A 13,724-nucleotide genomic window follows, 5' to 3' on the forward strand; every position below is an offset into this window, starting at 1 on the left:
TTTCTAAAAAGATGCCGCTACTCGCAACAGGAGAGGCGGCGCCATGAAGGGCGATTCAAAGGTCATCGAATATCTCAACCGCGGCGTCCGCTCGGAGCTCACCGCGATCAACCAATACTGGCTGCATTACCGCATGCTGGACAATTGGGGCTTCAAGAAGCTCGCCGCCAAGTGGCGCGCCGAGTCGATCGAGGAGATGCAGCACGCGGATCGCTTCATCGACCGCATCCTGTTCCTCGAAGGCCTGCCGAACCTGCAGGTACTGGACCCGCTGCGCATCGGCCAGGACATCAAGGAAGTCATCGAGTGCGATCTCGCCGCCGAGATCGAGGCGCGCGCGCTCTACCAGGAAGCCGCGACCTATTGCGAGAGCGTGCAGGACTATCCCAGCCGCGATCTGTTCAAGGCGCTGATGACCGATGAGGAAGGCCATATCGACTTCCTCGAAACCCAGCTCGACCTGATCAAGACCCTGGGTCTGCAGCTCTACGCCCAGCACCATATCGGCGAGCTGGAGTGAGCCTTTTCGCCGTCATTACCTAGAGCACGTTCCGATCGGATTGCCTCGCAATCCGATAGGTAAAACGTTCTCTATCAATAGCTTAGAGACTGATTCACCGATCAGGTTGATTCAACCCGATCGGATCAGGCTCCAGGGTTAGCAAGGGCCGGTCGCGAGACCGGCCCTTTTCGTTTCAGGCTGCGGTACGGGCGTGTGGTCTCCGCCCGGCCTCGGCGCGGCGCACCGCCGCCCAGGCATGCCGCAGCCTTTCCTTAGACTTATTCTAACATATTGACTTCACTTTGCTTTTCGTTGACCGGCGGGGCCGCGTCGGCTACCGCCTCGGACAGACGTACCGTCCACCATGCAACCGCCCCTTGACGGTGGTGCGCACACAGGAGACGCCCATGCCTGCCCGCAGCTCCCTTCTGTCCCGCTACGCGCTTTCCGGCTTCATCGCCGCGACGCTCGCCCTCGCGCCCCTGGCCGCTTCGGCGGAGGAGGTGGTGAACATCTACACCACCCGCGAGCCGGGTCTCGCCAAGCCGCTGTTCGACGCCTTCAGCGAAAAGACCGGCATCAAGGTCAACAGCGTGTTCGTCAAGGAAGGCCTCGCCGAGCGTGTGAAGGCCGAGGGCGACGCCTCCCCCGCCGACGTGCTGATGACGGTGGATGTCGGCGCGCTTCTCGACCTCGTGGATCAGGGCGTGACCCAGAAGGTCAGCTCCGACACGCTGGAAAAGGCCATTCCCGCGAACCTCCGCGGCAAGGAAGGCGAGTGGTTCGCCCTTTCCGCCCGCGCCCGCGTCGCCTACACCGCCAAGGACCGGGTGAAGGACACGGCGATCACCTATGAGAGCTTCGCCGATCCGAAGTGGAAGGGCGAGGTCTGCATCCGTTCGGGCAAGCACCCCTACAACACCGCGCTGATCGCCGCCTATATCGTCCATCACGGCGAGGCGAAGGCCGAGGAGTGGCTGAAGGGCGTGAAGGCGAACCTGGCCCGCAAGGCCGCCGGCGGCGACCGTGAAGTGGCGCGCGACATTCTCGGCGACATCTGCGACATCGGCCTCGCCAATTCCTACTATGTGGGCCTGATGCGCTCCGGCAAGGGCGGCCCCGAGCAGGAGGCATGGGGCAAGGCGATCAATGTCGTGCTGCCCACCTTCGAGAATGGCGGCACCCATGTGAACATCTCCGGCGCCAGCGTCGCCAAGAACGCCCCGAACAAGGGCAATGCGGTCAAGCTGCTGGAATATCTCGTCTCGCCGGAGGCGCAGGAAATCTACGCCAAGGCGAATTTCGAATATCCCGTGGTGCCCGGCGTGCCGGCGGACCCGATCATCGCCGCCTTCGGCCCGCTGAAGGTCGACAATATCGATCTGGTGCAGGTCGCCAAGGCGCGCAAGGCGGCGACCGATCTCGCCGACAAGGTCGGCTTCGACAACTGAACGGACCCGGCGGCGCCACCCGCGCCGCCCTTTTCCCCCTGACATGAACGGGTCCCGGGGTGGTTCGCCGCTCCGGGACATTTGCCGAGATGAGCCTGGTCCTCTCCCCCAGCCCGCACCGCGCCCCCTTGACCGGCTCCCGCCTCGTGCGGGCGGCGGCGGGGGCGGTCGTGCTTCTGGTACTGCTGCCGCTGGCGGCGCTGGGCTGGACCGCGCTGCAGGGCGCGCCCGATCTGTGGCCGCATCTCATCGCCAATGTGATTCCGCACGCGCTGTATGAGACCACGGTGCTGGTGCTCGGCGTCGGCCTGTTCGTCGCCATCATCGGCACCGGCACCGCCTGGCTGGTGGCGGTGTGCCGCTTTCCCGGGCGCGGCGTGTTCGAATGGGCGCTGCTGCTGCCGCTCGCCATACCGACCTATATCCAGGCCTTCATCTATGTCGACGCGGTGCACCCTCTGGGGCCGATCCCGACGCTGATCCGCACCAGCTTCGGCCTGCGCCCGCGCGATCTGTGGCTGCCGGAAGTGCGCACCCTGCCGGGCTGCATCATCCTGCTCGGGCTGGTGCTCTACCCCTATGTCTATCTCTCCGCCCGCGCCGCCTTCCTGGTGCAGACCGCTTCCGTGCTCGACGCCGCGCGCACGCTGGGGGCGGGAGCGGGGGAGGCGTTCTTCCGCATCGCCCTGCCGCTCGCCCGCCCGGCGATCGCGGTGGGGGTGACGCTGGCGCTGATGGAGACGGTGAACGACATCGGCGCCTCGGAATTTCTCGGCGTGCAGACGCTGACGCTCTCCATCTATTCCACCTGGCTCAACCGCTCCAGCCTGCCGGGCGCGGCGCAGATCGCCCTGTGCATGCTGGCGCTGATGTTCGCGCTGGTGCTGCTGGAGCGCTGGGGACGGCGCCACCAGAGGACCGGCAGCATCGGCGACCGCGCCCGCCCGCCGGCGCGGCGCACGCTTTCCGCCGGGGCGTCGGTGCTCGCTTTCCTTGCCTGCCTCCTCCCCGTCCTGCTGGGCTTCGTGCTGCCGGCGGGGCATCTGGCGCTGGCAGCGTGGAAGCGCGTGGCGTTCCACGGCGTGTCGCCGACCATCCTGCATGAGGCGGCCAATACCGCGCTGTTCGCCGCGCTCGGCACCGCGCTGGCTTTGGCTCTCGGCTTCGCCGTGGTGGTGGCGCTGCGCACCGGGGCGCTGCGCTCCGGGCTGGCGCTGCGCCTCGCCAGCCTCGGCTATGCCGTGCCCGGCACGGTGCTCGCGGTCGGCCTGCTGGTGCCGCTGGCGGGCTTCGACAATCTGGTCTCGCACCTGTCCGAGCGCCTGACCGGCCTCTCCACCGGCCTGCTGCTCTCGGGCTCCGGCGCGGCGCTGATCATCGCCTATGTCATCCGCTTCCTCGCCATCCCCATCGGTGGGGTTGAGGCGGGCTATGGCAAGGTGGGCGTGACGCTCGACATGGCGGCGCGCAGCCTCGGCGAGAAGCCCGGCGGCGTGGTGCGGCTGATCCATCTGCCGATGCTGCGGCCGGCGCTGGCCACCGCCGCGCTGCTGGTGTTCGTCGACTGCATGAAGGAACTGCCGGCGACGCTGATGCTGCGCCCGCTGAATTTCGAGACGCTGGCGAGCCATGTCTATTCCGAAGCGGCGCGCGGCACCTATGAGGACGGCGCGCTGGCGGCGCTGCTCATCGTGCTGGTCGGGCTGGTGCCGGTGATCCTGCTGGCGCGCCTCTCCCGTCCCCGGCAGGGCTGAGGGCAACTCCTCCTTTACCGATCCGAACACGGCAAGCGGCGGCGGGCCTGCGTCCTTCGAGGCCCGGCTTTGCCGGTCACCTCAGGATGACCGGCTTTGCCGGTCACCTCAGGATGACCGGCTTTGCCGGTCACCTCAGGATGACGACGCGTTGCCCCAGCAAAAAGGGCGCAGCTCGCGCCGCGCCCTTGATGTCTGCTGCCGCCGCCTGAACCGGGCTTGCCCGGTTCAGGCCTTCAGCGAAAAGCAGGGGCGGATGGACTTCCTCAGAAGTCCATACCGCCACCTGAGCCGGGCAAGCCCGGTTCAGGCGCTCAACCAACCGCAGGGGCGGATGGACTTCCTCAGAAGTCCATACCGCCCATGCCGCCGCCGCCCGGCATGGCGGGGGCGCCGCCGTCGCGCTTGGGCGCGTCGGCGATCATGGCTTCGGTGGTGATGAGCAGGCCGGCGACCGAGCCGGCGTCCTGCAGCGCGGTGCGCACGACCTTGGCGGGGTCGACGATGCCGGAGGCGATCATGTCGACGAACTGCTCGGTCTGAGCGTTGAAGCCGAAGTTCTGGTCCTTCGTCTCCAGCACCTTGCCGACCACGATCGAGCCTTCCACGCCGGCATTCTCGGCGATCTGGCGGATCGGGGCCTCAAGCGCGCGCAGCACGATCTTGATGCCGGCCTGGATGTCCGGGTTGTCGGAGGAGAGCTTCTCGACCGCCTTCTTGGCGCGCAGCAGGGCGATGCCGCCGCCGGGGACGATGCCTTCCTGCACCGCGGCGCGGGTGGCGTTCAGCGCGTCGTCGATGCGGTCCTTCTTTTCCTTCACTTCGACTTCGGTCGCGCCGCCGACGCGGATGACCGCGACGCCGCCGGCGAGCTTGGCGAGGCGCTCCTGCAGCTTCTCGCGGTCGTAGTCCGAGGTGGTTTCCTCGATCTGCGCCTTGATCTGCGCGACCCGGCCCTCAATGTCCTTCTTCTTGCCGACGCCGTCGACAATCGTGGTCTTTTCCTTCTCGATCACCACCTTCTTGGCGCGGCCGAGCATGGAGAGGTTGACGCTCTCAAGCTTGATGCCGAGCTCTTCGGAGATGACCTGGCCGCCGGTGAGGACAGCGATGTCTTCCAGCATGGCCTTGCGGCGGTCGCCGAAGCCCGGAGCCTTCACCGCCGCGACCTTCAGGCCGCCGCGCAGCTTGTTGACCACCAGCGTGGCCAGCGCCTCGCCTTCCACGTCCTCGGCGATGATGAGCAGCGGCTTGCCCGACTGCACCACGGCTTCGAGCACGGGCAGGATCGCCTGCAGGCCGGAGAGCTTCTTGTCGAAGATGAGCATGTAGGGATCTTCGAGATCCACCGTCATCTTCTCGGCATTGGTGATGAAATAGGGGGAGAGGTAGCCACGGTCGAACTGCATGCCTTCGACCACGTCGAGCTCGGTCTCGGCGGTCTTGGCTTCCTCGACGGTGATGACGCCCTCATTGCCCACGCGCTGCATGGCGCCGGCGATCATCTCGCCGATGGAGGCATCGCCATTGGCGGAGATGGTGCCGACCTGAGCGACTTCGTCGCTGTTCTTCACCTTCTTGGCGCGCTTCTCGATGTCCTTGATCGCCTCGGCGACGGCGATGTCGACGCCGCGCTTGAGGTCCATCGGGTTCATGCCGGCGGCGACGAACTTGGCGCCTTCGCGGACGATGGCCTGGGCGAGAACGGTGGCGGTGGTGGTGCCGTCGCCGGCAAGGTCGTTGGTCTTGGAAGCGACCTCACGCACCAGCTGCGCGCCGAGATTTTCGAACTTGTCCTCGAGTTCGATCTCCTTGGCGACGGTGACGCCGTCCTTGGTGATGCGCGGAGCGCCGAAGCTCTTCTCGATGACGACATTGCGGCCCTTGGGGCCGAGCGTGACCTTCACCGCATTGGCGAGGATGTCGACGCCGCGCAGCATCCGCTCGCGGGCATCGCCGGCAAATTTAACGTCCTTGGCAGCCATCTGGCCTACTCCTGAAAATCAGTGTGTCCGGGAAGGAAAGTCGGCTCAGCCGACGATGCCCATCACGTCGGATTCCTTCATGATCAGGAGGTCCTGACCGTCGATCTTGACCTCGGTGCCCGACCACTTGCCGAACAGCACCTTGTCGCCGGCTTTCACGTCGAGGGGAACGAGCTTGCCGGCTTCGTCGCGGGCGCCGGGGCCCACGGAGAGAACTTCGCCCTGCGAGGGCTTTTCCTTGGCGCTGTCGGGGATGATGATGCCGCCCGCCGTCTTCTCTTCGGCGTCGAGGCGCTTCACCACGATGCGGTCATGCAGGGGGCGGAACTTCAGCTGGGCCATCGGTAGATCCTCGGTCTTCCTGTCGCGCGCCGGTGCGGCGCTGGTGAGAAGCGTATTAGCACTCTTCATGAGTGAGTGCCAAACCGTCGCCGAGATAGGAATGGTACCGGATTGAGTCAAGCGCGCGGCAAGCGGCGGCGCCGTCATAAAATGTCATGCGCCGGTGGCGGGGAGCCGGCGGGACGCCCGACGTGAAAAACCCGGCCTGCGCGGGGCGCGGACCGGGTTTCGATGTCACAGGCGAAGCGGCGATCAGGAAGCCTTCTTGATCGTCTTCTCGACCGAGGCCTTGATCGGCTCGGCGGTGTCGGTGGCGACCTTCTGCGCCAGGGTGGAGAGTTCCTTGGCCTGGCTGGAGAGCACGTCGAACTGCTTGCGCAGATGGCCGGTGGAGAGTTCCACGGCTTCCGACACGCTCTTGGCGCCGAACAGCGCGCCCATATAGTCGAAGGCAGCGTTCACATTGGTGCGCAGGGATTCCAGCGCCGCCGTGTTGTATTCGGCGAGGCCGCGCGACGCGGTGGAATAGGTGTCTTCCAAGAGGTCGGTGGTCTCTTCGGCGTTGGCCTTGAACTTCTCATAGGTCTCGCGCGCGTTCTGCACGCTCTTCTCGGCCATCTCGCGCACCACGGCGGGCACTTCGACGGCGGAAGCGACATCGAACTTCGGAACTTCGAACTTCGGCATTTCGAACTTCGGCAGCGACGACTCGAAAGCGGCGGTCGTCGCCTTGGCGGTCTTCTTCGGGGTGGGGGTGACGGGGGCAGCGTCGACCATGGGGGTTCTCCTCGCAGTCGCGGTGGATTGGGAACTGGCGACAACCGCTCCGCGCCTGCGGCCGCGCCCTGACCGGCAAAGGCCTGTCCGAGTGAAACCCGACCCTCTGCCCTGTCCTGTTCCCTATAATTGTGCAATGCAGCATCATATTGCAATGCACAATTTGCGCTGGCGAGCGATTTTTTTGACTTTTTTCACGAGGGCGGCGCCCGGCCGCCCGACGGCGCGGCGTGGATGCCTATTTGTCGCCCTTGCCGAAGGGCGAGGCCGCGCTGGCCTGCTGGCCGAGCGCCTTGGCCTGCTCCGCGAGGCGGGCGGCCTGTTCCTTCACATATTCCGCGTGAAGACGCGCCCATTCGTCCACCGTGGTCGCGCCGGCGAGGCGGGAGGCGAAATCGAAGCCGGCGGCGATGTTGGCCTCGACGAAATCCAGCGTGGTGCGGCCGAACTCGCGGGCATTGCCCTGCGCCGTATCGACATGGCGGCTGGCGTCGTCGAGCGCCTTGTGCGCGGCGCCAAGCAGGCCATCAATGGCCGCGCGCGCCTGCCCCACGCCCTGCTCGGCAATGGCGCGCAGTTCGGGGGGAACGTCGAGTTTCGGATTGTCGGCCATGGCGAAAACTCCTCCGGATGACGATGTGGGAGTGTAGACGCAACGGAAGGCACTGCTATCCGGCCGGATGCCTACATCTAAAGTAGTAGAGTGCGGCCAGAACGCAATCGAATTCGCGCCGCTGCGGGTCAGCCGGTTGCACTTGGTTAACCGGGATCGGTGGCAACCAATTAACCGGAAAAGGTGAAGCTGGCGCGACAGGGCAGGCGGCGCATGGCAAGCGGCGCCGGCCCGCATTATTGTTGGAATGCGGCGGCAGGTCCTTGCGGGGCCTCCGTTTGCGGCATCCGGTTCTCACCGGCGGGATCATTCGGGCGCTCATGACCACCGACGACATCGGCACATTGGCGACGCAGAACCTGCGTGCTCAGGCGGCGACCGCGCTCGCCGGGGCGGCGCCGGCGGTGCTCGCGCTCGCCGATGGCCGCGTGCTCGACGCCAATGACGCCGGCCGTGCCCTGCTCGACCCCGCGACTCTCGCCACGCTGGCGCCTCGCCTTGCCGCCACGCTGCGCCCGTCGCGTCCGGCGCGGCTGGAGCGGCTGCGCCTGCCCGGCACGCTCACCCCCGTCACCTTCGCCTGCTCGCTGATTGCGGCCGGCGGCGCCCGCGCCCTGCTGCTGGTCGGGCTCGACGCCAAGCCCGCCCGTGCCCCGGCCGCGCCCGCCCCGGCCGGCGCACCGCCCGAAGCGCCGTCCGTGGCGGCGCCCGCCCGCTTCACCTGGAGCACCGGCCCGGATGCGCGGCTGAACCGTATCGACCCGCGCCTCGCCGCGGCGCTGGAGCGCGCGCCGGACGACCTCGCCGGCCGCGACTGGCGCGCGCTCGGTGCGCCCGACGCTCACCGCGCGGTGCTGGAGGGGCGCAGCTTCACCCATTTGGCGCTGCTTCTGCCGACGGCGCGCGGCGAGGGGCTCGCCATCGAGCTTGGCGGCGCCCCCATTCGCGGCGACGGCATGCGCGGCTTCGGCGTGATAAGGGGCCGCCGGCCGCTGGACGCGCGGGCCGAGACGCCCGCCCGCCCGGACCTTTCCCCGCCGGTGAGCCCGCCGGCGCCGCGTCTCCCCGAAGCTGCGCCCCCGGCGCCCGAGCCCGCCCCGCCGGTGCGGGTGACGCTGAGCCTGGTGCCGTCGCCGGCCAATGTCGTGCCGCTGCGCGCCGGAAGCGAACCCGGCCGCGACGCCGCCCGCTCCTCCTGGGAGGGGCTGTCGACCGGGGAGCGCAACGCGTTCCGCGATATCGCCCGCGCCCTCGGCGCGCGGCTGGAAGGCGTCGACGACCCTGCCGACATCTCGGCCGATGCGCCCGCCGAGCCCGTCATCGAGCCGCCCGCGCCTCCCCCCGCGCCGCCCCGCGAGACGCCGCCCGAAGTCCCGCGCCCTGTCGAGCCCGCCGCCGCCGAGGCTTCCCCGGACAGCACCGGCCTGCGTCGCGTTCTCGCCGAGGGCGAGCGCCCTGTGCTGGACCGGCTGCCGCTGGGCCTGCTCGCCTTTCGCGGCGACCGTCTGCTCTATGCCAATCGCGCGCTGCTCGACTGGACCGGGCATGAGGACCTCGCCGCGCTGGAAGCGGCCGGCGGTCTCTCCGGCCTGTTCGACACCGCACCGGCGGCGGGAGGCGGCGACGTGCCGCTGACCATCGTCGGCGCCGAGGGCGCGCCGATCCGCGTCGAGGCGCGGCTGATGTCCTCTCCCTGGGAGGGCGGCTCAGCCATGCTCTATGTGCTGCACCGCGCCACCGCGCCGGTTCCTGCGCCCACCGATATAGCCACCGAGGCGGCGGCGGCCGAGGCGCTCAATGATGAACGGCTGCGCCAGGCCGAACTCGCCCTGCGCGAGGCGGAGCGTTCCAGCCGCGAATTGCGCGCCATTCTCGACACCGCCACCGACGGTGTGGTGCTGATCGACGCCGCCGGCACCATCCTGTCGATGAACCACCCGGCGGAGGCGCTGTTCGGCTTCCACGCCGCCGAGGTGAAGGGCGAATCCTTCACCCTGTTGCTGGCGCCGGAAAGCCACCGCGCGGCGGTCGACTACCTCGACGGCCTCGCCGCCAATGGCGTCGCCAGCGTGCTCAATGACGGGCGCGAGGTGATCGGCCGCGTGCGCGAAGGCGGGCTGATCCCGCTGTTCATGACCGTGGGCCGGGTCGGCGACGACCCCACCAAATTCTGCGCCGTGCTGCGCGACATCACCCAGTGGAAGCGCGCCGAGGAGGAGCTGATCGAGGCCAAGCGGCTCGCCGAGCGCGCCAACCTCGCCAAATCCGACTTCCTCGCCAAGATCAGCCACGAGATCCGCACCCCGCTCAACGCGATCATCGGCTTCTCCGAAGTCATGATGGAGGAGCGATTCGGGCAGGTGGAGAACCAGCGCTACCGCGACTATCTGCGCGACATCCACGCCTCTGGCGAGCACCTCGTCTCGCTGATCAACGATCTGCTCGATCTCTCCAAGATCGAGGCCGGCAAGCTCGACCTCGCCTTCACCAGTGTGTCGCTGAACGAGGTGGTGCAGCAGTGCATGGGCATCATGCAGCCGCAGGCGAACCGCGAGCGCATCATCATCCGCTCCTCGCTCGCCACCGACCTGCCGCCCGTGGTGGCCGATACGCGCTCCATCCGCCAGATCGTGCTCAACCTCGTGTCCAACTCGATCAAGTTCACCCAGCCCGGCGGGCAGGTGATCCTGTCGACGACGCTGACGGAGGAGGGCGAGGTGGTGCTGCGGGTGCGCGACACCGGGGTCGGCATGTCGGAATCCGACGTGATGGTGGCGATGGAACCGTTCCGCCAGATCACCACCTCGGCCCGCGCCGGTTCCGGCGGCACCGGCCTCGGCCTGCCGCTGACCAAGGCGCTGGCGGAAGCCAACCGCGCCGCCTTCAACATCCGCAGCGCGGTGGATGTCGGCACCATCGTCGAGATCATCTTCCCCTCGACACGGGTGCTGGCGGAGTGAGTATTTCCAACAGGTTGTTGATCTAAAAGGAGTTTCGGCCGCCTCTTTGGTCCAGTGAGGCGACCCAGAATGCAGATGGCCTACCCCTCTCCGAAGCTCAACCGGACGTCAGGACGCTGGCGCTTCCGCAAGGTGGTTCCTGCCGCCATTCGCTCTCGTCTGGGCAAGACCGAGATTGTGCGATGGCTCGGCACCGACCGCGACGAGGCCCGCAGGCGGAACGCTGAACTGCATGCCGAGTGGGAGGCGCGGTTCGCAGCGCTGGCGAGCGGCATAACCGTTCTCTCCCGCAAGCAGGCGCTGGCGTTGGCCGGGCGGTGGTACGGGTGGTTCGTCGCGCGGCATGATGATGATGCCGGTACGACACCCGAGGGCTGGCAGCTCTCCCTTGAAGCCCTGCAAGCGCTGGAGGATACGGGCAGCCTGCTGGATGAACGTGACATCTCGCCTTTGGACGAGAGGCCGCGCGGGCCGAAGACGACCCAGCGGGTGCATGCCTTCCTGCACGACCGGGGACACCTCGCTCAGTTCTTCTTGGACGAGGGTGTGACCCTCGCGCCGGCTTCGCTCCCGCTCTTCATGGAGGCGATGGAGGATCAGTTCTATGCCGCTCACCAGCGGCTCATGCAGCTTGCTAGGGGCGACTACAGCCCCGATGAGCGGCCGGCACGGTTCCCTGTGTGGGAGCCTGCTGCGCCGGCCTCAAAGGCTTCTGGCGCCGCCGCTGCGTCAGGCGAGAAGCTGACATTGCCGGTGCTCTTCGAGCGGTGGAAGGCCGCTCATCCCGAGATTTCGCCCGGCACGCTGAAGGTCTATGCCCCGTCGATCCGGGCCTGTGACGCCTTCCTGAGCGGCATGGATGTGCGGTTCATCACAGAGGATGACCTCTGGCGATGGGTGAAGCACCGCCTAGAGGTCGAAGGTGTCTCCGGGAAAACCATCCGCGACAACAGTTTGACAGCCCTCAAATCGGTCCTCGGCTGGGCCGCGTCCTATGAGGGCGGGCGTGTGCTGACCAGCAACGCCGCTGCGGCTGTGAAGCCGAAGACGCCCAAGCGGGTGCGCGAACGCCAGCCGAATTTCCGGGCCGATGAGATCAAGGCCGTGCTTGGCGCCGCGCTGGCCGTGCCGGACGACCCGAAGAACCCGACGCAGGCTTTCACGCGGCGTTGGGTGCCGTGGCTGTGTGCCTATACAGGCGCTCGCGTCCGGGAAATGACGCAGTTACGCGGTGTGGACGTGCGCCAAGAGGGCGGCGTCTGGGTCCTCGACATCACGCCGGAGGCCGGCACGGTCAAGAGCGGACAAGCCCGGCGCGCCTTCCTGCATGAGCACCTTGTGGCGCTTGGCTTTCCCGACTTCGTTGCTTCGCGGGGACCGGGGCCGCTCTTCTATGACCCCGAGCGCCGGCAGGCCGATGCCAAGACCTCGCAGGCGGAGACGCGGGCGCTGCATCTCGCGAAATGGGTGCGCGACACGGCGAAGCTCGATCCGCGCCTTCAGCCGAACCATGCGTGGCGGCACACACTGAAAACGCGGCTGACCGAGGCGAAGGTTGAGCCGTCCATCCGCGACATTCTGGTCGGGCACACGGTCAAGGGTGTCGCCCGGTCCTATGAGCATGTGAGCCCCGCCGTGCTGGTGGCGGAGCTGAACAAGGTGCCGCGCTACGAGGTGGATTGACCGGGCCGGTGCCCTCGCGACTAGCAACCACGCATTGGTCCGACGTTGCGGCCGAAGCGCCTTATCTGGTGGGCTCCTAAGCCTTCCTCTTGTTGACAGCACCGTCTCAATGAAACGGTAGTGAACCGCAAAGCGTTGTAACGGCTAGAACACGCCGTGGTCCTGCGGCGTCAACGGCTCGTCTTCCCAATGCAGGGACAGCTCATCTTCGACCTCGTGCTGGTCCCCGATCATCGTCAGCATGCTCCGGGCGAGGGTCAATATCTCGTCCCGCACCCAATAATCCGAAGCATCGCCGAACGCCTGCCGCAGTTTGGCGAGGGCGGAACGGGCGGCCTCCAGCTCCTTTTCATGGTCCTCGCGAGTCGGCGGCGTGCCGCCCTCTCCGACAAACTCCGCCGCTCCACCCATCTTGAGCGCCGTCTTTTTGAAGTCCTTCTGCATCCACCGCCACACCGTGGGCTTGGGTATGGCTAGGTCCCGCGCGATGTCGTCATAGGACTTGAGCTGCCCCGCGAGGCTGCTGCCGTCCTTGCCATATCCAGCTCTGAGGACATGCTGGCGAGTGCGGACATAGGTTCGGAACATCTCCCGACGCTCTCGCGGCTTGAGCGGCAGGCCGTGCTTGGTGTTCGCATCTGCCGCTCGCCACAGTGCCTGCGAGCGCGGCAACGCCATTGCGACAGCGTTGACGGTCGTGGCGCCCGTCTGCCGGAACGCGCGGCAACGGTGGTGGCCGTCCACGACCACCGGCTCTTTGTCGTCACCACAGAAGGCAATCGTGATGGGCGGCAGTTCGGCCCCCGCCTTGATGGCCCCCACCAGCCTGCCGACGTGCCCCGTATCAAGATCAACACGCACCTGAAACGCTGGGTCACGCCGGATGTCGTCCAGCTTCACGACGAAAGCCTTCGTGGCCTCCCCCTTGGCCTCTACAGCCGCCTTGCGCAGGGCTTCCAAGCTCGTCACCGTCACGTCAAATCCTCCAGCGCGTTCCGGAAGGCGTCGCGCTTGGCGGCGGCCTCCTCTTGCTCGCGTCGTTCCAGTTCGGCCAAGCGTAGCCCCACCACACCCAGCGTCTCGACCAGCCATTGCGCGAAGATGGCGGACACGGCGGGGGGAACGTCGCGATAGACGCGCTTCGTCCGGCCGCTCGCATGATCGAACCAGACGCCCGCATTGACCTCCGAGAGGCCCCGCACCCGGCGCACGAGCTGGGCATTGAAGGCGGCATCGGTGCGGAATTTGCGGGGGTCGGCGTCGCGCATGAGGTAGAGCGCCGCCACGGTCTCCATCACCGCCCGCGCCTCGATATCGACCAGCCGCAGCACCTCGCCGGCCGCCCGCAACTCGAAGCGGTTCACCGCCCGGCCGCCCTGAAAGGCCGCGAGAATGCGCTGTGCGTGCTCCACGGTGGCGCGCCATCGGTCATCGCACTGCGACCAGAGCGGGCTCCCGGTGTTCTTAGCGATGCGGGCGCGCACGCGGTCTACATAGGGCGCCAGCGCGGCCTTGGTGATGCCGAGCTGGGCAACGTCGCCGTGGCGGCGGACGCGGGACTTGTGAGTGGTGCAATAATGCCCGAAGCGGGTCGCCTCAGCGCCGCATCCGGGGACGCGACAGAGAGCCATGCGAAACCCGAGAAATCTGCGTCCGT

11 protein-coding genes are annotated in these 13,724 nt (G+C 67.3%); 5 read left to right on the forward strand and 6 right to left on the reverse strand.

Going from position 1 to position 13,724, the window contains the following annotated elements; all coding sequences use genetic code 11:
- Positions 1 to 43: 43 nt before the first annotated feature.
- The 3 genes from bfr (at position 44) to J2S75_RS09245 (ending at position 3,707) form a co-directional block, all read left to right on the forward strand.
- Positions 44 to 520: a bacterioferritin gene (gene bfr, locus J2S75_RS09235; RefSeq protein ID WP_244378011.1), complete on the forward strand. Its 477-nt coding sequence runs from the start codon at positions 44 to 46 to the stop codon at positions 518 to 520.
- Between the two features lie 389 nt (positions 521 to 909).
- The gene (locus tag J2S75_RS09240; RefSeq protein WP_307019538.1) at positions 910 to 1,953 is read left to right on the forward strand and encodes a Fe(3+) ABC transporter substrate-binding protein; all 1,044 of its coding nucleotides are present in this window, start codon (positions 910 to 912) and stop codon (positions 1,951 to 1,953) included.
- Positions 1,954 to 2,042: 89 nt separating this feature from the next.
- Entirely contained in the window at positions 2,043 to 3,707 is a 1,665-nt protein-coding gene (locus tag J2S75_RS09245; protein ID WP_307019539.1) for an ABC transporter permease, read from the forward strand.
- A gap of 344 nt (positions 3,708 to 4,051) precedes the next feature.
- On the opposite strand, the gene groL is transcribed toward J2S75_RS09245, so the two are convergent.
- From groL to J2S75_RS09265, 4 genes are all read right to left on the reverse strand, one after another.
- Positions 4,052 to 5,692, reverse strand: coding sequence for a chaperonin GroEL (groL, locus tag J2S75_RS09250; RefSeq protein ID WP_307019541.1), 1,641 nt, complete (start codon positions 5,690 to 5,692; stop codon positions 4,052 to 4,054).
- Positions 5,693 to 5,737: 45 nt separating this feature from the next.
- The gene (locus J2S75_RS09255) at positions 5,738 to 6,025 is read right to left on the reverse strand and encodes a co-chaperone GroES (protein ID WP_026221330.1); all 288 of its coding nucleotides are present in this window, start codon (positions 6,023 to 6,025) and stop codon (positions 5,738 to 5,740) included.
- 261 nt (positions 6,026 to 6,286) lie between these two features.
- Entirely contained in the window at positions 6,287 to 6,811 is a 525-nt protein-coding gene (locus J2S75_RS09260; protein ID WP_307019542.1) for a phasin, read from the reverse strand.
- Between the two features lie 238 nt (positions 6,812 to 7,049).
- Positions 7,050 to 7,424 carry a phasin family protein gene (locus J2S75_RS09265; protein ID WP_307019543.1) on the reverse strand — a complete coding sequence of 125 codons (375 nt, stop codon included), beginning with the start codon at positions 7,422 to 7,424 and terminating at the stop codon, positions 7,050 to 7,052.
- Between the two features lie 320 nt (positions 7,425 to 7,744).
- Here J2S75_RS09265 and J2S75_RS09270 point away from each other — a divergent pair, with 320 nt between their 5' ends.
- Both J2S75_RS09270 and J2S75_RS09275 read left to right on the forward strand, forming a co-directional pair.
- Positions 7,745 to 10,384, forward strand: a complete 2,640-nt coding sequence (locus tag J2S75_RS09270; RefSeq protein ID WP_307019544.1) for a histidine kinase dimerization/phospho-acceptor domain-containing protein — start codon at positions 7,745 to 7,747, stop codon at positions 10,382 to 10,384.
- A gap of 69 nt (positions 10,385 to 10,453) precedes the next feature.
- Entirely contained in the window at positions 10,454 to 12,067 is a 1,614-nt protein-coding gene (locus tag J2S75_RS09275; RefSeq protein WP_307019545.1) for a DUF6538 domain-containing protein, read from the forward strand.
- Positions 12,068 to 12,211: 144 nt separating this feature from the next.
- Here the strand turns inward: J2S75_RS09275 and J2S75_RS09280 are convergent, their stop codons facing one another.
- Together J2S75_RS09280 and J2S75_RS09285 are read right to left on the reverse strand one after the other, a co-directional pair.
- Positions 12,212 to 13,042 (reverse strand): ParB N-terminal domain-containing protein, encoded by an 831-nt coding sequence (locus tag J2S75_RS09280; protein ID WP_307019546.1) that lies wholly within the window; start codon positions 13,040 to 13,042, stop codon positions 12,212 to 12,214.
- Positions 13,039 to 13,698: a hypothetical protein gene (locus J2S75_RS09285; RefSeq protein ID WP_307019547.1), complete on the reverse strand. Its 660-nt coding sequence runs from the start codon at positions 13,696 to 13,698 to the stop codon at positions 13,039 to 13,041. Before J2S75_RS09285 ends, J2S75_RS09280 begins: the two co-directional genes overlap by 4 nt.
- Between the last annotated feature and the right edge of the window lie 26 nt (positions 13,699 to 13,724).

It is taken from the genome of Ancylobacter polymorphus (genome assembly GCF_030813495.1).
GTDB classification, from domain to species: domain Bacteria; phylum Pseudomonadota; class Alphaproteobacteria; order Rhizobiales; family Xanthobacteraceae; genus Ancylobacter; species Ancylobacter polymorphus.

Bases quoted from the DNA above. Each gene is read 5' to 3' on its own strand.
- J2S75_RS09260 (WP_307019542.1), bottom strand. From the start codon at position 6,811: ATGGTCGACGCTGCCCCCGTCACCCCCACCCCGAAGAAGACCGCCAAG.
- J2S75_RS09275 (WP_307019545.1), top strand. From the start codon at position 10,454: ATGCAGATGGCCTACCCCTCTCCGAAGCTCAACCGGACGTCAGGACGC.
- J2S75_RS09240 (WP_307019538.1), top strand. From the start codon at position 910: ATGCCTGCCCGCAGCTCCCTTCTGTCCCGCTACGCGCTTTCCGGCTTC.
- J2S75_RS09245 (WP_307019539.1), top strand. From the start codon at position 2,043: ATGAGCCTGGTCCTCTCCCCCAGCCCGCACCGCGCCCCCTTGACCGGC.
- groL (WP_307019541.1), bottom strand. From the start codon at position 5,692: ATGGCTGCCAAGGACGTTAAATTTGCCGGCGATGCCCGCGAGCGGATG.
- J2S75_RS09270 (WP_307019544.1), top strand. From the start codon at position 7,745: ATGACCACCGACGACATCGGCACATTGGCGACGCAGAACCTGCGTGCT.
- J2S75_RS09265 (WP_307019543.1), bottom strand. From the start codon at position 7,424: ATGGCCGACAATCCGAAACTCGACGTTCCCCCCGAACTGCGCGCCATT.
- J2S75_RS09285 (WP_307019547.1), bottom strand. From the start codon at position 13,698: ATGGCTCTCTGTCGCGTCCCCGGATGCGGCGCTGAGGCGACCCGCTTC.
- bfr (WP_244378011.1), top strand. From the start codon at position 44: ATGAAGGGCGATTCAAAGGTCATCGAATATCTCAACCGCGGCGTCCGC.